Source organism: Pseudohalioglobus lutimaris (genome assembly GCF_002866825.1).
Classification (GTDB): Bacteria; Pseudomonadota; Gammaproteobacteria; order Pseudomonadales; family Halieaceae; genus Halioglobus; species Halioglobus lutimaris.
Map to the genome: position 1 here is coordinate 312,820 of NZ_PKUS01000002.1, position 21,723 is coordinate 334,542.

The 21,723-nt window shown below is 58.0% G+C and carries 15 protein-coding genes; 3 read left to right on the forward strand and 12 right to left on the reverse strand.

The window, feature by feature from the left end:
• Window positions 1-7: 7 nt before the first annotated feature.
• Window positions 8-2,326: a putative bifunctional diguanylate cyclase/phosphodiesterase gene (locus tag C0039_RS03665; RefSeq protein WP_076002294.1), complete on the reverse strand. Its 2,319-nt coding sequence runs from the start codon at window positions 2,324-2,326 to the stop codon at window positions 8-10.
• 175 nt (window positions 2,327-2,501) lie between these two features.
• Here C0039_RS03665 and C0039_RS03670 point away from each other — a divergent pair, with 175 nt between their 5' ends.
• On the forward strand, window positions 2,502-3,029 hold the full coding sequence (locus C0039_RS03670) for a hypothetical protein (protein WP_133125932.1): 528 nt from the start codon (window positions 2,502-2,504) through the stop codon (window positions 3,027-3,029).
• Window positions 3,030-3,035: 6 nt separating this feature from the next.
• Here the strand turns inward: C0039_RS03670 and C0039_RS03675 are convergent, their stop codons facing one another.
• The 10 genes from C0039_RS03675 to C0039_RS03720 form a co-directional block, all read right to left on the reverse strand.
• Window positions 3,036-3,371 (reverse strand): hypothetical protein, encoded by a 336-nt coding sequence (locus C0039_RS03675; protein WP_076000470.1) that lies wholly within the window; start codon window positions 3,369-3,371, stop codon window positions 3,036-3,038.
• 250 nt (window positions 3,372-3,621) lie between these two features.
• Window positions 3,622-4,017: a hypothetical protein gene (locus C0039_RS03680; protein WP_076000469.1), complete on the reverse strand. Its 396-nt coding sequence runs from the start codon at window positions 4,015-4,017 to the stop codon at window positions 3,622-3,624.
• Window positions 4,018-4,049: 32 nt separating this feature from the next.
• Entirely contained in the window at window positions 4,050-4,493 is a 444-nt protein-coding gene (locus C0039_RS03685; protein WP_101517272.1) for a CheW domain-containing protein, read from the reverse strand.
• A 9-nt stretch (window positions 4,494-4,502) separates the two neighbouring features.
• Window positions 4,503-8,900 carry a hybrid sensor histidine kinase/response regulator gene (locus tag C0039_RS03690; protein ID WP_101517273.1) on the reverse strand — a complete coding sequence of 1,466 codons (4,398 nt, stop codon included), beginning with the start codon at window positions 8,898-8,900 and terminating at the stop codon, window positions 4,503-4,505.
• Between the two features lie 33 nt (window positions 8,901-8,933).
• Window positions 8,934-11,345, reverse strand: a complete 2,412-nt coding sequence (locus C0039_RS03695) for a FimL-related protein (protein WP_101517274.1) — start codon at window positions 11,343-11,345, stop codon at window positions 8,934-8,936.
• 62 nt (window positions 11,346-11,407) lie between these two features.
• The gene (locus C0039_RS03700; RefSeq protein ID WP_076000465.1) at window positions 11,408-13,507 is read right to left on the reverse strand and encodes a methyl-accepting chemotaxis protein; all 2,100 of its coding nucleotides are present in this window, start codon (window positions 13,505-13,507) and stop codon (window positions 11,408-11,410) included.
• Complete coding sequence (locus C0039_RS03705) at window positions 13,500-14,066, reverse strand: chemotaxis protein CheW (RefSeq protein ID WP_076000464.1); 567 nt, start codon at window positions 14,064-14,066, stop codon at window positions 13,500-13,502. The genes C0039_RS03700 and C0039_RS03705 overlap by 8 nt, the downstream gene beginning before the upstream one ends.
• Before the next feature lie 4 nt (window positions 14,067-14,070).
• Window positions 14,071-14,481 (reverse strand): response regulator, encoded by a 411-nt coding sequence (locus tag C0039_RS03710; protein WP_076000463.1) that lies wholly within the window; start codon window positions 14,479-14,481, stop codon window positions 14,071-14,073.
• Window positions 14,482-14,708: 227 nt separating this feature from the next.
• The gene (locus tag C0039_RS03715) at window positions 14,709-15,284 is read right to left on the reverse strand and encodes a hypothetical protein (RefSeq protein WP_076000462.1); all 576 of its coding nucleotides are present in this window, start codon (window positions 15,282-15,284) and stop codon (window positions 14,709-14,711) included.
• 15 nt (window positions 15,285-15,299) lie between these two features.
• A complete protein-coding gene (locus tag C0039_RS03720; protein ID WP_076000461.1) occupies window positions 15,300-17,852 on the reverse strand; it encodes an AAA-type ATPase lid domain-containing protein in 2,553 nt (850 codons plus the stop codon).
• 132 nt (window positions 17,853-17,984) lie between these two features.
• Here C0039_RS03720 and C0039_RS03725 point away from each other — a divergent pair, with 132 nt between their 5' ends.
• Both C0039_RS03725 and cls read left to right on the forward strand, forming a co-directional pair.
• Window positions 17,985-18,884, forward strand: coding sequence for a tyrosine-protein phosphatase (locus C0039_RS03725; RefSeq protein WP_165787032.1), 900 nt, complete (start codon window positions 17,985-17,987; stop codon window positions 18,882-18,884).
• Window positions 18,885-18,887: 3 nt separating this feature from the next.
• Window positions 18,888-20,327 (forward strand): cardiolipin synthase, encoded by a 1,440-nt coding sequence (gene cls / locus C0039_RS03730; protein ID WP_084179633.1) that lies wholly within the window; start codon window positions 18,888-18,890, stop codon window positions 20,325-20,327.
• A 22-nt stretch (window positions 20,328-20,349) separates the two neighbouring features.
• Here the strand turns inward: cls and C0039_RS03735 are convergent, their stop codons facing one another.
• Window positions 20,350-21,699, reverse strand: coding sequence for a sodium-dependent transporter (locus C0039_RS03735; RefSeq protein WP_076000459.1), 1,350 nt, complete (start codon window positions 21,697-21,699; stop codon window positions 20,350-20,352).
• Window positions 21,700-21,723: the final 24 nt, after the last annotated feature.

The following is a 21,723-nucleotide window of genomic DNA, read 5'->3' on the forward strand; positions in this document are numbered from 1 at the left end:
CGCGCCTTCAGCGCTGAATATTCCCTTCCAGACCCTGGATTTGCTCCTGGAAATGCCAGGGGGACAGCAGCGGGGCCAACTCGTCGGCCGGCACTGGAGGACTGAACAGGTAACCCTGTATGACAGTGGCACCGGTTGCCGTCATGAAATCGTACTGTTCCAGCGTTTCCACGCCCTCCGCAACCAGCTTCAGGCCAAGGCCCTGCGCCATCGCAACAATGGCCCGAACCAGACTTGCCCCTTCCTCGCTCTCGACCGCATCAACAACAAAACTACGATCGATCTTCAACTCATCAAGGGGGAAGCGACTCAGGTAGCTCAGCGAGGAGTAGCCCGTGCCGAAATCATCGATAGAGAGACTAACGCCCAGGTCGCGCAGTTCGCCCAACGCCTGCACTGAGGTGCTGGTATCACCCATGACCACACCTTCGGTCAGTTCCAGCTCCAGAACCCCGGGGTCGACGCCCGTCTCTTCCAGAATCGCCCTGACTTTGCGGCTGAAACTTGGCGTGAATTGCAGCGCAGAGACATTGACCGCGACCTTGGGAAGCACCACCCCAGCTGCCGCAAAGCGCTTCACCTGGTTGCACGCCTCACGTATGGTCCACTCTCCCATCGCAGCAATCAGGCCCATCTCTTCGGCCAGGGGAATAAAACGGAACGGCGGTATCAGGCCCTGTTCAGGGTGCCGCCATCGCATCAGCGCTTCCGCGCCAACCACCTTGCCGGCCTGCGTATCCACCTGCGGTTGATAGAAAAGAACCAGCTCATTGTTTTCAAGGGCCTTGCGCAGGTCGTTTTCCAGGGCGAGCCGCTCCAGCCCCGTCTCTTCCATGCTGCTGTCGTAAAACAGGAACGCAGCCTTACCGGCAGATTTGGCGTGGTACATGGCGGTATCGGCGCAGCGCAGCAAGCCCTCTACATCCTCAGCGTGCTCCGGCGCAAGCGCTATGCCAATGCTGGGCGTCACCACCAGTTCGTGACCATCGATCAGCATGGGCTCGGTAAGGGTTGTCATCAAACGCTGGGCGACCAGCGCAGCGGACTCCGCCTTATCGACCTGGTTGAGAACAACCGTGAACTCGTCTCCGCCAAGGCGTGATACATCAATCTTTGCCGTATTGTCCACGTAGTGCGCTACAACGTCGCTATCGCGAACACAGCCAGAGAGCCTCAGCCCTACCTCTCTAAGCAAGAGGTCGCCCGCGCTATGCCCCAGGGAATCGTTGATGCGCTTGAAATTGTCCAGGTCGAGGAACAGCAGTGCAAGCATCTGCGAATTGCGGTTGGAAAGCTTCAACAGCAGCGACAACTGCTCAGTAAACAAGCGCCGGTTGGGTAGGGAAGTGAGTGCGTCGTAATAAGCCATCTGTCGCAGACGGTTCTTGGTCTTCGTTACCTGCTTTACCGCGCGATTCAGCTCCTCGTTGCGTCGTGAGAGCTGAACGTTGCGCTCTTCAACTTTCATTGACAATAACTGGTGGTCGACGTCGCGCTCTTTCTTGTAGGAACTGACGTCGGCGATCACCCGGTTGATGATGTTGGCGATGTCGCGGACTTCTCCGCTTCCGCTGACCCTTACCGGCTCCTCAAGATTGCCGGAAGAAATGCCATCAGCGACTTTTGCCAGGTGGGATATCGGTGCGGTGATACGGCGTGTGAATGCCAGGCTAAGAAACAAACACAGCAAAGCAAATATGACACAGGCGACAATAACCAGCAGGATGCCTGGCAACACCTGCAACAGCAGCGCGCGCTGGTTTACGGCGAGTTGCAGGTAACCGATGACGTGGCGTGCTTTTTCAGCTGCGGGCCGCGAGGCGGCCAGCAGGAAATCCTCCTGGCTTATACCCTCCTGCATGGGGTTCACCGCAGACACCAGCGGTAGGGTCAGATGGAAGTAGCGGTCTGCACCCAGCAGTGCACCCGGCAAGCCCCCGCCCACTTCATGCCCGGCTGCATCAAGGCTGGATAGCCCACTGTCGGCCTGTGAGAGGCCCTTGCGCAGCGCGGCAAACTGGGGCTTCTTATCCCGGTTAGCTGACGGCCGAGTCAGTATGACCTCCCCCTCGGTGTCAAAAATGACAGCGTAGTGCACAGGCTCCGGCAGCAGCAACCCGTCAACAGAGGCTGTGAGCGCGTCTTCGGCACCAAAAAAAAGGTATAGCGCAAGGTCCGGGCCTCCGGTCGCCTGCGCCGCCAGACCGGAAAGCAGCCTATCGCGCTCCAGGCTATATTCGCTGATACTGGTAAAACCGGTGACCAGCACACTCATGCTCACCACGATAGCAATAACCAGGGCATTGATTTTTCCGGCTATTGTCACTACCAAACTACCACACCTTTTACGTCTTGCGCGTTATCGCTTATGCGCACAGTATCTGACATCGGGAAGAAAACCCCAAGCCTGTAATACTTCACTTTTTGCGCAATATCTCTGGTCGCAGTTTCGCCCCTGTGATTCAATTCATACCAATACAAAAATGGGGCGTGTTCACCGCATGTCAGAATTCCAAATGACACATGTCGCGTTGGTTGGCGCGAGAATGCAAAGCTTTCTGCCGCTGGGATTTCGCAGCCGCAGCGAGCTGACCATGCATCGTGCCCTGCCACCGCCGGGCCCCGTGCTGTTGCAACATATGGATCAGAAGGAGCTGCGCTCCCTGTTTGCGCAGCAACTACCAATTTGGGTCCACAACGTAATTACTGACCCGGGTTTCCCCGGACGCGACCGAATGCTCATGCACCTGCGCAGATTTGAGGGCGAGTTGCGCGATAACCGCGACAACGAAGTCATTGCCGAAGTACTGACATCGGGGTTTCGCAATCGACAGCTGAATCCGCTCGACCTGCCGGAGAGCATGCCCCTGCGGCAACGCTGCCGCATACTGATGAGCGTGGAGCCCTGGCAAGAGTCCTACCGGCAACTGGAGACTGAGTTGGTCAAGGTATTGACCGATGAGGCCGAAGCGATTGATATCTGGTTGGCGACGGCGCAGCCGGAAATCGACCACGCGCTTGCCGTCTGACCACTACTAGGCGTCGGCAGGACGTCGCTCTGCAGCAGAATTTCCCGTTACCATGCGCACTGTGCGCTGGCAGGTTTCCAGCCAGGGCTGGACTGTCTCCGTCTTGAGGGCGCGTACATAGCCGCCTTCGCTTTTGCAAGAGATGCTGGTCTTGTTCGGTGTCCAATCGCCTTCTTTAGGACGCGGCTTGCGAGCACTGTAGTACCACAGTCCGCGGCGGTCCTGCATGATGTAGTTGGCGTCTTCCGGTAAGAAGACTTTCTTCCCTTCAATGACGGCGAACACTTCCAGTTCACCCCCGGGGCTATGATCCAAAACTGCTGTAGGTGTAATCGTCAACATGACTGGCTCCCTGACTTTTTTATCCTGTTCCCTCGAAAGCGGGCATCCCCTGGCTGTGCGCCTGCACCCACTGCACGTTGGCTCCTGCCTTGTGTGGAATCAGTTATAAGTGGAGAGAGTGGTAGCGGCAACGGTGTGCCGGCCATTTTTTTAGCCAAAATACAAAAATGGCTAGTTTCGAGCCATTTTTTTTCATTTGCCCAAAAAAAAGCCCCCTGATCAGGGGGCTTCATGCCATTTTTTTAGCACGCTAGCTGCGAATAAGGTGCATATGAGGCGGAGAACTCGAGTCAGGTTCCAGCAATTTGAGCCGCGCGGGAGCGCCAGAAGACAGTAATTCGGCGGCCTGTTCAACAGAGCTCATCAACATGTGCAGAGACAACGAAGCCCTTGCCTCGTGGCTGCCAATCAGCTCTTGCAGGTCAGCCATTTCCGGCTGCGGTATAAAGCCAAGCATCACCGCATTGGTGAGGTAATCGCGAATAATCTGGCGATTGACCTGGTCCTGCAAGTACACCTGATAGCCCTGGTCGCCAAACACACGTATGAGTACCTCCCGGTCATCTGAGCCCAGGCCGTCCGAAGTAAAAGGTGGTGTATCACCAAATGCAGTGTCAATTTGATCTACCAGTTTATCCAGTCTCAAAAAAGTCTCTCCTGTAATGTTGCTGGAGCTGCTCAGGCCGACGCAGCGGTGTTTATATCAATAGCCATACACTGCAGTGCGGGAAGGTCCGGGACCTGGTATGTCTGGCCTTCCAGTTCAAATGCAGCCAGCGAGTGTTCCTGAATCGCCTCCGGCTTGTCCTTGCAGTCACAGTCCTGCAGGTCTCGCATGGCCAGCCCCCGTCCACGCAAGGCGACCCCCCAGTAATCGTACCCGGGGCCCTTGACCCCGAGAATAACGGCTATCAACCCGGTGCCGCTTTGCGGGTCCCGCCACGGCACGCTGCCGCCAGCGCCGAAATCAATAACCGGAATGTCCACGCCGCGCCAGTTCACCTCTCCGGGAACGATATCTTCCATCGCCGGTAGCGTAAGGATTTCCCCGAGGCAGCTCTGGGGTATGGCCCATTGCCTGTCTGATGCACAGGTCAGCAGCACGCAGATACGCTCATTCATGTGTCGTTCCTAGCCCAGTTCCAGCCGCTGCCCGGTCAGCTCATTAATCTGGCCGATCAGCATGCGGAAGTTGAAGGGCTTGCCCATGTATCCATTGCACCCTGCTTCCTCCGCCATCGTACGGTGCTTGATACCGGTACGGGAGGTGACCATGATCACCGGAATATGGCTGTAACGGGCCGACTTGCGGATCTCGCGCAGCGTCTGGATACCATCTTTTACCGGCATCTCTACATCCAGCAATATCACATCAGGCAAGTGCTCAGTTGTATTGAGCCAGTCGATAGCAACGGCGCCGTTCTCGGCTGTGGCAGTCTCTATTCCAACTGTTTCCAGCTGGCTGGTCGCCACCATACGCTGCGTACGTGAGTCGTCCACGACCAGAGCAAGGAATTTCTCCTCCTCGGGCTGTTCGTCCGCGACCGCAGTGCCCTGCCCCTCGGCAAAACAGCTGACCAGCACATTCAGGTCCAGCGCCACAACCGCTTCACCGTCCGCCGTCGTGGCAGCGCCGGCGACACCGGGTACGGAAGCAAACTGCGCGCCCAGGGAGCGAATCACCAGTTCCAGGGCCTCTTCAACGTCGTCAATGGCAATCGCCATGTAACGCGCCTCAGAGCCGGCCACAATCACTGGTACGGTATGCCGCCAGGCCGAATGGTCCGGCAGATTACAACTCTGGCAGAGCGTGCCCAGGTAGGCGGGCTCGCACTCCAGGCCTGACAATTGCAAGGTTTCGCCTGTCTCTACAGCATTGAAGAACTGTTCAACCGGTACTTCATCCACCGAAATCAATCCGCCCAGCGGGATCGCATAGGAGTTTTCACCCGCCGATACCAACAGAGCACCGTTGACAGTGACGTTGGTCGGCACGCGGATATGGAAGGATGTGCCCTTACCCACGGCAGACTCGATACGGATGTCGCCACCCATCTGCTGTAGCTCACTGAGCACGATATCCATGCCTACGCCCCGGCCGCTGATCTGGCTCAAAGTCTGGGCGGTAGAGAAACCCTTGTGGAAAATCAGGTTGCGGGCCTCATCATCGCTGAGGGCATCCGCATCGACATCCAACCCTTTGCGAATCGCTGACTCGCGCATGGCGTCCGGGTCGATACCGCGGCCGTCATCTGACAACACGATGACAGAATCAGCGCCGGACATACGCACATCGACGGTGATCTGGCCAACGCTGGGCTTGCCGGTCGCTTTGCGTTCCTCAGTGGTCTCAATGCCGTGGTCCAGGGCATTGCGCACCATGTGTTCAAGTATGGTCTGACAACGGGTGTAGTCATCGCGGTCCAGCGTGCCCAACTCGTTGGCCACACGGAACGCCACATCCTTGCCCAGGTCGTTACTGACCGTGCGTACCAGACGGCGCAGACCAGGCATCAGCCGGGATACGGGTACCACTCGCGCAGCGCGAATGGTGGATCCTATTGAGCCGATAACGGAAGCCTGCTGCTTTAATAGCGCTTCTGCCTGGGCGTTGTGACGGCTGGCGACCTCAATCAGGTCAGCCAGGTCCTCTACGCCCTCGCGCAGGATATTGGCCGCCTCCTGCAGATCAGAGTACTGATCCATCTCCAGTGCATCCAGATCACTGGCACGTGTCGCGCTTCTCGCACTGACATTAAACAGCGTCCTGTCGGCGATGTCGGCGATGTGCGCACGCACGGAAGAGAGGCGCCCCATCAACTCGGCGGAGGCGCGCTTGTTGCGCGTAGTGCTCTGAGCGGTGCGCACCCCAAGCTGCTGCGCCTGGTTGCTCAGGTTCAGCAACAGGTCCAGCTTCTCTGAAGTAATACGCACGGACTGCTGTGCTGCCAGTGCCCGGGCACCCTCGTCAGCAAGCCGCTTGTCTTCCTGCTTGCGCCTCGCATCCTTTTCAGGCTGGCGGGCTACCATCGGTTCGGCGACAGCGAGACCAGGTTGCAGTTGCTCCTCGACAGCAGCGTCCTCACTGACAACTGTTGTTTCGATCTCTCCCGCTGCGCCGGTCGGTTCGGTGATATCGCCGCGTGATGGGAACTCAGTGACAATGTCCCGACGCTGGTCCTGGACGAAGTCAAGGCCACGTACGGCGGCATCAAGCCAGGCATTGACGATACGGAAGTAGTCGTGTTCCTCGCCTGTTGCGGGGCGCGGCATACGTTCCAGCAAGGTTTCGAAATTGTGAATCAGCGTGCCGTAAAAATGCAGCCCGACACCCTTGGCGATACCTTTTATGGTATGCAGGATGCGTGCAACCTGGGTGAAGCTCTGCTCGTCGGCAATATCTGCTTCCCAGGCGCTGACCGCGTCCTCGAGTTTCTCCAACTCAGAGGAGCCCTCCTCAATAAATGCCTCGAGAAACTCCGCAAAGATCTCACCGCTACCGGGACTGCTGTGATGGAAATCAATACCTTGCGGTATGCACCAGGACATATCCTCTGTGGTCTGCGCTACGGCAGGGATCGCTACCTCCACGGGCGCTTCCTCGGGCGCATCGTCAATCGACAGCTCCTCGTTGGCGGATGAGCCCGCAAACGCTTCCACCTCTACGCCGCAGATTTCTCCGGGAAGCTCAGTATCCGCACCAAGATCCTCCAGCAAACGATCGATATGCTCTGCCGAAGCCGCTTCCAGTGCCTCCTCTTCAGTCAGGTCAGTATCGAAGATGTCCTCTTCGAATACCTGCAGTACTTCGTCTTCCCAGTTTGAATCACCCAGCACGTCGGGCTCTGCCGGGGTCACCTCAACTACCGGCGCGTCGACTGTCTCTGCAACAGTCCGGGCGCCGTGCTCAATACCGGGCAGCTCACCGACTTCAGGCAGTACTTCCTGTTGCTCGCCACCAACATCGGCCTCTGTCTGTTCTTCCTGCAGATACAGGGCACTTGCTGCAGCCATCTCTTCGACATCGGGAAGCGGGGTATCGAACTCCAGTGAAAAGTCGTCGCCACCAAAGTCATCAAAGATCGCATCGATTTCCTCGCTCTCCGGCGCCCATTCGGCAGCTGGAATAGCGCCTTCGATATCCTCGCCGAAGATATCGTCATCAAAGACGTTATTCTCGACAACGGTAAGTAAAGGCGCGAGTGATGCCGGCGCATCAGGTGCTGCCGGATCCTCCTGGAACAGGCTGTTACAGGTCTCCCCCGTCTCCACCTCGCCCAGGCGTAGCATCACTGCATCGAGCTCGGTTTGCTGCAGGCCTGCAAGCGCTTCCGGAACGGCCCCGCAAATTGCCATCACCGGCTCATAGCCCTGCTCCAGGGCAGTGGCGCGGGTTTCTGCATCCGTAGCGATGGAAACATCGGCAACAACCGCGTCTCCCGGCTTGCCCAGTGCTACCAGTCGGGCGCCGACCGCGGCGTTAACTTCCTCCATAAACGACGCAACACGCGGAGTGATCACCGCCATCAGGTCATTCTCGAACCCATCCATGGCGACAAAGTCGTCATGCAGCTCCAGGTCATCATCGAGATCTGTATCAACGGAGAATGCAAGCTCCTCTTCGCTGAGCACCAGCGCGTCAAAGTCCTCTTCACCCTCGTCGAGGTCACTGCCTGCCAGCAGGAATGCATCGAAGGCCTCATCATTCTCGGGTGCGTCCACACTGGCCACGTACGCCGTTACATCGGTGACAGGCATATCGACTAGGGCAGGTTCGTTCTCTTCGATCACCCCGGCGGCAACGATTGCCTCGACGTTATCCGCTGACATCCCGACAGCGTCCACAGGCTCTTCATCCGGCAGTTCAAAACCATCGCCGGATACATCTTCTACAACTATTTCTTCTATTGTCTCCGCCATAGCCACGAGGTCTTCAACCGCCTCGCCAGGCTCGGGCTGTGCCTCATTCGCAGTGACCTCCGGAGCGGCATTGGTTTCTGCTGCCAGAATCTCAGCTTCGGCCCCATTCGCTATAGGCGTAATGACCGCTGGCTTCTCCTGCGCCGCTTTGGGTACACGCTTGACTACCAGGAAGGACTCGCCCATATCATCCTCGTCAGCCAGACCGAGAATGTCACTGCCGTCATCGACAGCCGCGGACTGCGACTCGTTATCGATTTCGTCCTGGCGAGAGAAATCAATCGCCATAAGCCCATCAAGGGCTGCATCCTCGCCATCTTCGTCGCCAGCGGAGCCATTGGCATTGGTATTGCCGTCTTCAGAGAGTACGATTTCTTCAGATATATAGGTATCCAGGTCGTCCGCACCGGTGCGGCCTCGCGTCATAGGTCTGGCGGCGAATTCCGTCTCGAAAGCACTGAGGGATAACTCGGTCACCTTGCCGTCGACTTTGAACAGGTTCTCTTCTGGTTCGTCGCGGTCCAGTTCCATCAACCACTCAAGGGTGCTCTCCTTGGAGCCCTCAAGCGTATCCTGGGCGGTTGCGGGGTTGTCTTTGTCAGAATGCACGTTATCTCTCCAGCTTGATTTTTATCGGGTCCACTACTGGCCCAGGTTATCGGAGACAGGTGCGCCAGACGCACCACCGTGTACTTGATCATCAACTTCGGGCAGGTCAGCCGCGAGGTCATCACCGGCGTCTTCCGCCATGCGGAAGGCCCGATCAGTCAGTTCGCGTACGGGAGCGGAATCCCAATCGCCAGCTTCTTTGTATGAGCCGATCAATGCGGGCAGCGCTCTCACCACGTCCTGCAGTAAACCCTGCACCGCAGCAGAGGACTCGAGGTCGCCATCGAGCACGCGATCCAGTAAATCCTGTACGGCCCATCCCAGCTCACCAAGTATGTTGGCACCGACAGCGCGCCCATTGCCTTTAAAGGTATGAAAATGCCGGCGAATATCGCGCAGCAACTGCTGGTTATCCAGCTCCTCCAGCCAAAGCGGGGTCAGGCGGGCGATTTCATCAACAATTTCTTCGGACTCCTCGAAGAACACTTCGCGGAACTCAGCGGGCACCTCGGCGTCTTCAACGTAGTTACGGGGTTCCGCCCAGCTTTTCTGGGAAACTTCCGCGCCCTGCGAGAGGCCACCGGCGTGTTCGCTGAGTTCAGCAGCACGCTGTTCAGCGATGGCCAGCATATGGGATGTATCGTCCAGCGGGTCGACGACCGAACGCTGCAAATGTAGCTCAAGCTGCGCGAAGGCACTTGCAAAGCAGCGAAAAGCCTCATCCTCGCGCACAGCTCCCGCTTTACTTGCTGCGCTCAGCCACTGCTGGCATGCGTCGATAATTTTCGCTTCCCGCTCCATGCCGGCAAAGCCCAGTGCACCGGAGATCTCTGTCAGGAGCTCCAGCGACATATCAATGGCCTTGCGGTCGGCGATGGTTTCCTGCTCGTTAAGGAAAACCCTTGCCAGGTCAAACAGGTGGTCGAGATCGGGACTTCCGGCGTCGGCCTCACGTACCGCCTGACGCAGTTGCTCGTGACCCTGGTCAGACTTGTTAAGGTAGCGATTAAGCGCAACCGTCAGGCGCAGTGTGCTGTCCGCATCATTGGGCTTGCGCGCCAGTGCACTGGCCAGCTCCTTGCGGCGCAGTATCTGGTGCATATAGTTCTCGACCAGACCCATATGGTTGAACGTTGCGTTGACTACACTCTCGCGCAGTTCAAACTCACGGCTGGAGAAGGAACTACACAGCCCGTGCTCCAGCTTGTGCTCAATGTCCAGCTTGACGTCAACGATGCCACGAATAATCTCGTTGATCATTTGGTTGAGCTGCACGGGTGATTCGTTGTAGGCACCGCGGTACAGTTTTTCCAGGCGGCCAGCAACGGACTGCAGAGAGTCTGCATGCGCAATTTGCCCTGCGGCTTCCAGGCGATAGCGTGTTGCTTCGATCCCATCCAGCGCCTGTGCACTCAGGCTGCCATCACCCCTACGGGACGACTCAGCAAGATCCTGGGAATTGAGATAATCCACCACACCATTGAGCTGATCCAGTGCTGAACTCAGCGCAGTAACCAGCGCGTCAACATGGATGAGACCCCGGTTCGCCTGCTCCAGCGTGCTGTCGTCAATGGCAAACACTTCACGAATTCTGGAGATGTGCAGCGGCTTGGCCTTGCAACTTGCGATATAGAACAGCATCTGCTGTTGCAGCGCATCGTAGTCCACAGACTCATCGACTGCGGCACCGTTCTCACGTGCATACTTGATCATGAAAGCGCCGGACTTGAAAATTTGCGCGATACACTCATCAGGCACAATCAAACCGCCCGCCATGCCTTCGCACACGCCGACCATGGTGAACCAGAAGCGCTCGGTCACGGTACCGCTGAACATGGTCTGCATGCGGCGCGAGATACGTGCCACAGTCTTCATGCTCTCGACCATGTTCTTGCGCCGCAGGCCCATTTTGGCCATTTCCAGGTACAGGGCCAGCATCACATTGGCACGGTTGCGTACCTCTTCATCGTCCGCCGTGGTGCCTCCCTCGGTAATGCCGCGGTGGTCGGGCACTTCCATGTGGAAGAAGAAAGCCCGGGGACGAGGGCGCTCGCCTATCCAGCGACGCAGGTCGTTCACGTGCTGCTCAAGGCCCTGTCCCGTGTCAGCACGGGCGTTCTGCGCATGCGCCAGGTAAGCGGGCAGCACTTTGAGGGCCTGCATCAGGCCACCCATAGTGAGCTTGCGGCGCTCGCCTACCACTTTATCCTTGTACAGGTAGTTGAGACTGCGCTCCATCTCCAGAGTCAACATCTCGCCCTTGCGCATTCCCAGCGCCCTCAGCGTAGAGGTAATCTGGTGCACTGCCCACATACACTGCAGCAGGGGACGCTTCTCGCTGGTGTCGTTACTGTACTCCACCAGGGACGCCTCAGCGTTCTCTGCCTGCTTGTTCATCAGGCCAACCACCCATTTAAGGGCTACGATGTCAGTTTTACTGGCCACTACTAAACCTCCGGTTCTAGTCTGCACAGGGACGGGGCATGGACCCGACTAATCCCTCGCTTTTATAGAGAAGCTCGTGTTTTTTCCGCACTTTCCAGTGCGCTCATTTCTTCTTCGCGATACACCTGGGTTGCGGCACGAATGCTCTCCAGGTCACTCACATCGCCCTCCGTAGCGACCGCTGCCTGGTAGGCGCTGTCTCCTTCAATACGGAACTGGCCAAGATTCTGTGCGGCATCGCGCATGGAACGCTGCAGTGAATTCACGCCTTTTTGAGCCGTTTCATTGAGTTCACTGATTTCCAGATTACGTTCTCGAATCTCGGCCATCGAGCTGCTCATATGCAGCGCATTGACGGCAGATTGCCCGGCGGCCTCATCGACGTTGCGAATAATCTCGCTGATCGCGTCGGAGCCGGCGTTGATTTCCTCGAGTGAGCTATCCAGCCGATCGATGTATTCAAGAATGGTGACAACAGTGCCAACCGTGTTCTCCATACTCGCCAGGTTGTCCGCTGACATGTTTTGCAGCATGCGTACCTCGGAGATAATCTTGCGACCCTCTTCTTCCGCTTCACGTAACAGATCGGCGATAGATTCGGCAATGCCAAGGAAGGGTCGGCCGTATTCACCGGCTTTTTCTGCCTCGATTCGGGTATTGATCGCAACAACCGAGATCTTGGTGTTGAGGGCCTGAATGTACTCCGCCGCCGCGGTAACCGATTGAATCAGCTCACCCTGGCGCTTGGCTGTCTTGGACGTTTCCTGCACCGACTCGCGCACATCGGCCGAGGCTTTCGACATGTCCTTGGTCAACTCATAACCCTGCGTCACTGTCTTACAGTTGCGATCCGACGTGTCTGCGGCTTCTGCTGTCGACTGCTTGATCTCTTCACTGGTGCGCACCATCTCTGTGGCAGTTTCTGTGGACTCCACTACCGAGCGGGTCAATTCTCGCCCTTTTTCTACCTGTGCCTGTGCGCTGTTGCCAATTCTGTCAATCTCATCGACTGCGGCCTCAAAGGGCTGGCGTATATCACGTATCAGTTGGCATTGACGCTGGGTAGCCTTATTCAGTCCCTGGGCAATGTCACTGGTCACAGAGTTGTCTTCAGCCGCACTGACAGTGAGGTCTCCTTTGGATAGCTGTTCGAGGACACCGTTTACATCGGCCACACCGCGTGCGGTATAGGCATCGCGACGGCGCTGCCCCAGCATCATTGTGACCAGCAGGCCCAACGCCAGCAAACCGGGCGCAATGAACAGGATGAGCAGGTTACCGGCATCATAGAGGCGGCCTACTGCCAGGCTGGCGATCGCCGGCTGCAGAGTGGCGATCGCGTCATTGAGCGGCACGCTGTTCTCGACAATGGTCTGGCGGGCCAGGGCGGCCTGACGCAGTTCAGTGGATGCGCCGGCGATACGATCAACCGAAGTCGATACGCCGGAGAACAGCCGGAATGCGTTGCTCAGTGCCTCGATGGCAGAAGTGCTGGTTACCTTGTTGATGCCGATAAGTTCGTCACCGCGGGTCAGGCCCTCGATGATGCGAAAGAAATCAGCTGCGTCGGAGCTGAATTCATCAGCGGCCAACTGACTGTCACTGTCGCCGACCAGCGTGCGGTCGACATTGCGCGCCATGCGCTCCAGCAGCCAGGGCGCCTTCTGCGCAGCGATCAGTGTGTCAGTGGAAACGCGCTGGCGCTGCAACACGGTGACAACCGAAGACAGCTCACGCTGCATGGGCTTGATATTTTTTTCCAGTTCCGCCGCCACACCCTGGACGAATATCGCCCGGGGCGCTGCATCTACCAGCGTTTGGGCGGCGCGTTTGATCGGCTGCCAGTTAAGGTCAACCATGCTGATCTCGTCGTTGAGCTCAGGCGCATCAATTGCTGTCAGCTGAGCCTCAAACTGTTTAACCTGCTCCGCCAGTTGATTAAAGTCCTGCTCCTGCCCATTGCGGGTGGCCTGCGAACTCACTGCTACCTGGCGCGCGAGACTGGAAAGTGACTCCGCCGCCGCCGCATACTGCCCCTCTTCACCTGACTCTTTCTGGATGGTGAAAAAGCTGTAAGCAACACCACCAAGGCAGGCCACGATTCCCAGCCCAATCAGCAGGGTGCGCATCTTACCTGCGCTAAATTTATCGCTATTAATCATTGCTCAGTTCCTCACGTAACTCAGGGTCGTTCGCAGCGGCGTTGGACAAGTCGTCGTCCGCAATCAGTTTGTCGATGTCCAGCACTGCCAGGAAACGCTCCTGATCAGCGAAGCCACCGAGGGTATATTCAGTAAAGTCCGGGTCAACCGGTGTATCCATATCTCGCAGTTCAACTGGAAATTTCATGTCACGCTCCAGGCCGCTCAGGGTAATTCCAAAGTAGAAGCCCGGGCGACGCAGCACCATGCAGTAGTCACGAACACGGCCCGCATAAGAGCGACCGCGAAAAAAAACATCGCCACTGATGATGGGGATGAGCCCACCCATGTGCGAACCCACACCCAGCACCCATGGCTTGGTTCCGGGTATCGACATGACATTTGGCGTTTCGATAATTTCTTCCAGCTCGCCCTCACCAATAAGCAGGGGAACGCCGGCTATGCTCAGGCAGGTACCCACCCACTGCATGCTCTCCGGGGGCTTCACCGGAGCCTCTACCGCTTCTTCCAGGAAGCGTTGCTCCAGTGCGTCCAGCGACTGAATGGCGAGAGAGGCCACGTTATCAGGCCGCTCGACGCTGTTTGGTGTGATTAAAGATCAACTGGCGGAGAACACTCTCCGGCGGAATCTTGGTCACGTGAGCGGTGGCACCACGTGCCTGCCCCTTGGCGATATCGAAGATACCGTCCGAGGATGACAGCATCACCACGGGCGTATCGCGAGTATCCTCAGCGTTGCGTATCAGCGTGCAGGTCTGGTATCCGTCCAGCTCCGGCATGGTGATATCAAGAAAGATCAGGTCAGGCTTGAAGCGACGCAGCATGCCCAGGGCTTTGTAACCGTCCTCGGCGCATTCGACCTCGCAGCCCATCCCCTTAAGGGTATGAGACATCATCATCCTGATGGTCTTCGCATCATCGACAATCGCAATCTTTACGCCGCTGATGTCCATTTCTTCGAGTTGTTCGTTCATCTTGCCCTCACTAGGAGTCAGTATTGTGAGTCACGTCACATGGGGTTATGCCGTCACAGTATTTCGAGGACAGGCCATAGGCAGCAACCAAAAACTGGAGTTTTCTCCAGAAACCGCCGACATTTCGTGACCGAACGCACAAAAGCGCCGGGAGTGGGGGCAAAAGGGGGATTAAAAGGCGGGTTTGTGCCATGCCAGGGGCATGGCAACGGCGCGGTGAGAAGGGCTCAGTCGCCCGGGAACATGTAGTTTCGGAAGGGTTCGAGGTGCCCGGGCTGAAAATCCTGGCTCTCGTATATATTGAATTTGTGCATCAGGCCCAGGCAGCGTTGAAACGCCTTGTCAGCATCGTAGCTTGAAGGTGGAATCCCGTATTCCTCAGTAACCTGGGCAAAGATAAGCGAGGCGATTTCGCGCCGTGCCTGGTCCCGGCGGTACATGGCGTGATTGACCGGCGAGGACACCACGGGCGACCCATAGATGAGAAAGGCCTCCCAGCGCTCCACGTCCTGCCCCTCATCGAGTTGGGCAATAAGGAAACGAACCATGTTGCGCAGGTCTTCCCGTGAGGGAAGTACATCCTTCTGTAACCACTTGCGAATATCCGATTCACGCCAGCCAGTGTTAATCGCCATTATCCCGAGCACACGTCCCTCGTACTGGGACGGCGCAACACCGGCAAGGTCCCAGAGCATATTCAGTCGCGCGGAAAAGCCCAGGCTGGGCGGCAGCTTTTGCTCCTCGAGACTGGCGTATTCTTCTGCGCAGTCTTCTATTGACTTACGATGGCTGTTCTCGGCCATAGTCAGCAATCCTCTCTAGGCTTCTTGCATCAGTTGCTTCACACGTTTCTGGTATGTAGGTGTAGATACACCCATGATTTTTGCCCGCTCTGCCGTACTCAGTGCCTCGCCTTGCTGGAGTATCAGGGCCATCAACATCTGCTCGCCCATCTCCTGGGCCGGCGTGTCTCCCGGCGCCGATTCCAGCACCCACTGGTGCACCAACTCGCGAACAGGTTGCCACAAAAGGCTGGCTTCGCGTTCAGCCTCACGCTCGCGGATCCTGGGAATCCAGCGTCCGACGTTGCGGGTTCGCACCTGTAAGAACTCGGCTGCTCCCCTGGTGTCACCACCACTACGTTCAAGCGCTGCATCGATAATTTCGTCATCCAGCCAGGCACCCAACGGCCGACGCACATCCGTCTCCAGGGAGACCGCCAAAGCCTGCCCCAGAGCCAGACGCAGTTCTTCGTCAACAGAGGGCCTGTACTCGACTTCATCGGTGGAGTCCTCACGCCTGGACTCCAGGAAGGACTGATCCGTTCGCGGCGCGGTATGCCCATCGGCAGAGATCCCGAGGAATAGCCCCAGGTCGACCGGCGTCACCCAATCCTTATCGGTGCGTTCCAGCGCATCATGAATAACGCCGCGCATTTCGCTGATATTACCCGACCACTTGTGTTGCAGCAGAGCCTGCTCTGCATCCGGCGTAAAGCCCAGCACCCTGCGGTCTGACTGGGTACTCTCCTGTTCAAGTATCTTGTGCGCCCAGCGCAGCACTGCACGTGGGCGCTCGCGCAGCGGCGGCACGATAATGGGATAACCGGCAAAAACACTGGCCAGGCGGGCATCCAGGTCACCTTTTTGCAGCAGGCGCTGCGGGGTATCGGGCAACAGGGCCAGGTAACGGTTAGGCGCCAGGTACCGGCTCGCGCCATCTTCTGTAGTGGTTCGTGAGGCCAGTTGCCGGGCAAGTTTGGCCTGTATCTCCGGATGCAATAGCTGCGGCGACTTGAAAACCAGGGTGCGGCCCGTGCCCTGCTGCAGTTCCTTGCTGATGCGTGACCACGCTTCCCGTCGGTTGCGAAAGCCACGACAGTCAAGGCGCACAAGTTCCTGCGGCCCACCGCCCGCTTCCGAGTGAATAATCTGGGCGACATACATCTTGCCAGTACCGCGTTCGCCAACTATCGCGACCGGCATATCCACTCGGGATAGAAAGACGGCCTGGTCTATCGCCCCCTCCATGTTGTCCAGCACGTAACCCTCAATGCCCTTCTCCATTTCCCGGGCCACCGGCATCACCGAGGCCTGGTCACTGAGCGGGCCACCACCGTGGCGACTGGATGCGATGCGCTCTCCCATTTGCTGCAGGGCGCCAGCTCCAGGACGAAAGCCCGCCTGCCCTGCGCGTTCATCAGCCAACAGCAAGCAGCCCTGTACCGCACCGCGACTGCGCAGCGGTAGCGCAATCATACCCTCGGCAACCGGTATCTCGCGGCCCTCCAGGTCAGCAGCCTGCAGCCGGGTAAGAGTGGCTTTCAACGCACGCGGGAGACGGCTGCGGGAGAGCACCTGTGCACCTTCACTACTGTTTTTCGTTGCACAGAGCATGTCGAGACTGCCATTATTCTCAACCCGCAGCAGGGCTGCCAGCGACAACCCACCCTGCTCCAGCGTCATGGCGAGGGCACCCTGACAAAAATCCTCGATACGCCGTGTGTTCTCTGCCAAGCCAAGCAAGTCGGTGAGGTATTGCCGGTGACGATCATCTATCGCGGTATCGCGGAACACGCCAGTGGCGTTGAGCGCGCGCGCGGCCTGCCCAAGTGGGTCCCAGGGGCTGGAGAAACGGATACGTTCATCACCCCCGGCCTGTGCCTGTAACAAGGCAGCATTGGCAGCCACCAGGGCAGTAATGGGGGCCTGGTCCCGCAGGCGCTGCGACAGCCCGATACAGGCACGAGCATACTGCGCACCGCCGGTGAGGCCAGCAAGGCCCTGGTGGAGATGCGAAAGCAGCGCCCGCGATACATCCAGGGCCGCTTCAGGCTCCAGGCCGCGCAGAATGACGGTGATAGTGGCCCCTTCTGGCACACCCAGCCAGTCACCATCGCGCAATAACTGCTCCAGGCCCGAGCGCAGCTCCATCATCAGGCCTTCTGTTTCCGGCACTCCCCAGGCAGGGCTGAACTCAAGATGGTCGACGCCCAATACCGCGACCACATCCTCGAACCCGATGTGCTCCTCAGTGTGCAGCCCCCAGGGTAGTGACAGGCGCCGCAAAAAAAGCAGGACTGCGGGCTCATTTTCCCAGGCTTGGGGTACCAACATGCCTCCCATCAGGTAGTCAGAGTCAGCCCCGGCGCCGACAATCAATGGGGGCAGGAATGCTGCTACACCAGCGGCGATCGCGCGTTCGATTACCGCCGTGCTGTCACCGGGAATCGCCAGGGCGTCACGCCAGTCCCGGCCGACCAGACCTTCAGGCGCGGCAAAGGGAAGGCTGCCAAAGCTCGCCACAACGAGACCGCTCTCCCGGCCGATGACGACCAGGCAACTGTCAATATTTTGATAATGTCTTTCCAAGGTTCTCACGCAGCCAGTATAGGTGATATCCCCGCGGGGCTGTAGGCAGCAAGTCCCATGCGCCGCGGCGCGGGCAATGCTATGCTCGTTCGCCACAGGCTAATGCATGCCGATGTTTGGGGGGAGAGTATTTTGCACAAAAAGGCAGTTTACTGGGCGTTATTCGGCGTCTGCGCCGTGGCCATGACCGCTATCCAGTTTATTCCTTCGACACCCGTACTGGTACCCGTGCAGTTGCCTGAGGGCCAGCGTGCGGAAAACCGGCTGGTCAACTTCGAGGGCATAGATAATTTCCGCGATCTTGGCGGTTACCCCACCGCTGCGGGGGAGACAGTGAAATGGGGCAGCCTGTACCGCTCGGCAAACTTGAGCGAGGCCAGCCGCTCGGACCAGCAGGCACTGCTGGACATGGAGCTGGACACGTTGATAGATCTGCGCTCCAGTGCAGAGAAAGAAGCCGAGCCGAATCAGTTGCCGGATGACCTTCCTTTCAAGGTGATCGAGATACCAGTGCTAGACGGGGGCGCCATGGGCCTGGCTGATGAAATCACCGCACGCATTGATGACGGCAGCCTCGCAGAGTTTGATGCCGAGGAGTTTATGCTTTCAGCTAATCGCCAGTTTGCTGACGACTTTACTCCCCAATTCGCCGAGTTCATTCAGGCGGTGCTGCAGGCACAGGGGCGTGCTGTGGTTTGGCACTGCACTGCAGGCAAGGACCGCGCCGGCTTCGCTGCAGCTATCCTGCTAAGGATACTGGGCGTACCACAGGAGGTAGTCATGGATGACTATGCCTTGAGCAAGCAATACTCACTCGATGCGCATAGCAGGGACCTGTTGCTGTTGAAGTTATTCAAAGGAGAGGAGGTCGCGGACAAGGTCGCCGTGTTGCTGGGCGTGGAGAAGCCCTGGCTACAGGCTGCATTTGATCAAATAGACCGGCGCTGGGGTAGTTTTGACCAGTACGTTGAGGCCGGACTTCAGTTGACACAGGAAGACATCACCAAACTGCGAGCTCAACTTCTGGAGTAGGCCGTGGACTATGACCTGATGGCAAAGCTGGTTGGTGTTGGCCTGCTGCTTATGTACCTGGCCTCGATCATCAGCGCACTCGAGGCCATTCTCAAATCACGTACGTCGCAGGGGGCGGTGGCCTGGACGATTTCACTGCTTACCTTCCCCTTTATCGCTTTGCCCGCCTACCTTATATTTGGTCGTAACCGCTTTGACGGCTACCTTGAAAAGCGCGACGAAATCGAGCGGGAGTCCCTGCGCCTGATCCAGCGCACCAGTGACAACATACAGGACCACCTTGCTCCCGTAAGCGCTGGCAGCCCCATGCATACCAGTCTGTTAAATCTTGCGAGAATGCCAGCAACACGGGGTAATGCGCTGCAACTGTTGGTGGACGGGCAGGCCACTTTTGACGACATAAAGTATGGGCTGGCGTCGGCGCAGCACTACATCCTGTTTCAGTTTTATATCATCCGCGATGATGCGCTGGGGCGCAGCCTGGGGCGAGTGTTGGCAGATAAAGCGCGCGATGGACTCAAGGTTTACCTGCTCTATGATGAAATTGGCAGCCGTCAATTCCAGAAGTCCGGCTTGCTGAAGCAGTTGCGCATGGCGGGGGTAAAAGCGGCGCCTTTCAATACCACCCAGGGGCCACGGAATCGCTTCCAGCTGAACTTTCGCAACCACCGCAAAGTGGTGGTGGTCGACGGTCGCAAAGCCTGGATAGGAGGCCATAATGTCGGCGACGAGTACCTGGGACTGAACAAACGTATCGGCCACTGGCGTGATACCCATACCCGGGTCGAGGGCCCCGCCGTACTGGGCGCCGAGCTGGCCTTCGCAACCGACTGGCTTTGGGCCAGCCAGAGCCATCTTGAGGTGGACTGGAACTTCAGCCGTGAGGCACCGGGGCAAAGCACCGTGCTGGTCTTCCCCTCTGACCCTGCCAGTGAGTACGAGGAAGCCGGGCTGATGTTCCACCAGTGCATCGTGGCGGCAGAGCGCCGGATCTGGATAGCCAGTCCTTATTTCGTTCCCGACAGAGGCATTATGGCAGCCTTACAACTGGCAGCACTGCGCGGGGTCGACGTGCGCATCATGATCCCCGACGAACCGGATGGCCCGCTGGTGGCCATGGCCAACTGGTCCTTCACCCGCGAATTGCTGGCCTGCGGGGGAAAGGTCTACCGATACCAGGGCGGGTTCATGCACCAGAAAGTGCTACTGATGGACGACGAACTCGCCGGCGTCGGCACCGCCAACTTTGACAACCGGTCTTTCAGGCTTAACTTTGAGATAACCCTGCTGGTCAATGACCCGGGGTTCGCCGGCGAAGTGCAAGCAATGCTGGAACAGGACCTGGAGCGCTCTCGCCAGGTAGGACTGTCGGAGTTCGACAGCAAACCCGTCTGGTTCCCCCTGGCTATGGCCATTGCCCGCCTGTTTTCCCCTGTTCTCTAGGCCCTACAGCCTCAGTTAGTGCTCAGCCGGTCACACCCACCACGAAAATGATCAGCACGGCCGGCGGGACCACGAAGCGAATCAGAAAATACCAGACGGAAAAGCCTCTCTCCCCCAGGGTAGGCAACTCATCGCGGGCTGCCTCCCTGCTCATCACCCAACCGGCAAATACCGCCAGCAACAATCCACCCAGGGGAAGCAGAATCTGATTGGAGAAGTAGTCCATGATGTCATTGAAGTTGTGGCCACCCAGCCCAAGGTCACCGATCACGTTGTAGGACATGAGGCTGATCACACTCAATACGGCAACCGAGCCCACCACAATCAGCGCACTCTTATGCCGGGCGATCCCGAAGCGCTCCTCTACCCAGGCGTTCACCGACTCCACCAGGCCGACCATGGAGGTAATGCCCGCAAAGGCGAGCATCAGGAAAAACAGCACGCTGAATCCCCAGCCGCCGGGCATCTGCGCGAAGGCGACGGGCAGCGTCTGAAAGATCAGCCCTGCCCCGGCGGCGGGATCCAGGTTGTAGTTGAAGACCGCGGGGAAGATCACCAGACCGGCCAGCAATGCGACCAGGGTGTCCGCACAGACAATAATCAACACGGATTGGCCAATGGATATGGAACGGGGCAGGTACGAGCCGTAGGTCATCATACCGCCCATGGCCACGCCGATGGAAAAGAAGGCCTGGCCGATAGCAGCCAGCACCGTCGTCGGCCCGATCTTGCTGAAATCAGGGGTGAACAACCACTGCAATGCCTCCTTGAACCCGCCGGCGAAATAATTGTAGGTCGCCAGCCCCAGCAAGAGCACAAACATCGCAGGCATCATCACTCGAACGGCTCTTTCAATACCATCTTTTACACCGGAGTATATGATCAGTCCGGTTATGGCCAGCCCCACCAGAGTCCAGAACAGCATGCCCATATTGTCCTGCAGGACACCACCGAAGGCAGCCTCTGCCATCTGCGCATCTACGCCAACGAAGCCGGTGGTAATCGCCTTGTACAGGTACCAGAGTACCCAACCGACGACGCCGGCATACACTATTTCGATCGTGTATGCCGCCAGAAGACCCATTCCACCCACGAGTCGCCAGTGTTCAGATCGTTTGTTTTCGCGCGCTACCGTGGCCATCGCGTTGGTTGGGCTGCCCTGCCCGCGACGGCCAACCATCAATTCCGCCATCAGGATGGGGACGCCAATGCCGAAAGCGCAGCCCAGGTAGATAATGACAAAGGCGGCACCACCATTTTCGCCGGTCACATAGGGAAAGCGCCATATGTTACCCAGGCCCACGGCAAAGCCTACGGAGGCCATGAGAAACGCGAATCGGGAAGACCAGTGCTCGCCGCCGGCTGCAGCCATGCTATGTTGCTCCAGTTAGAATTG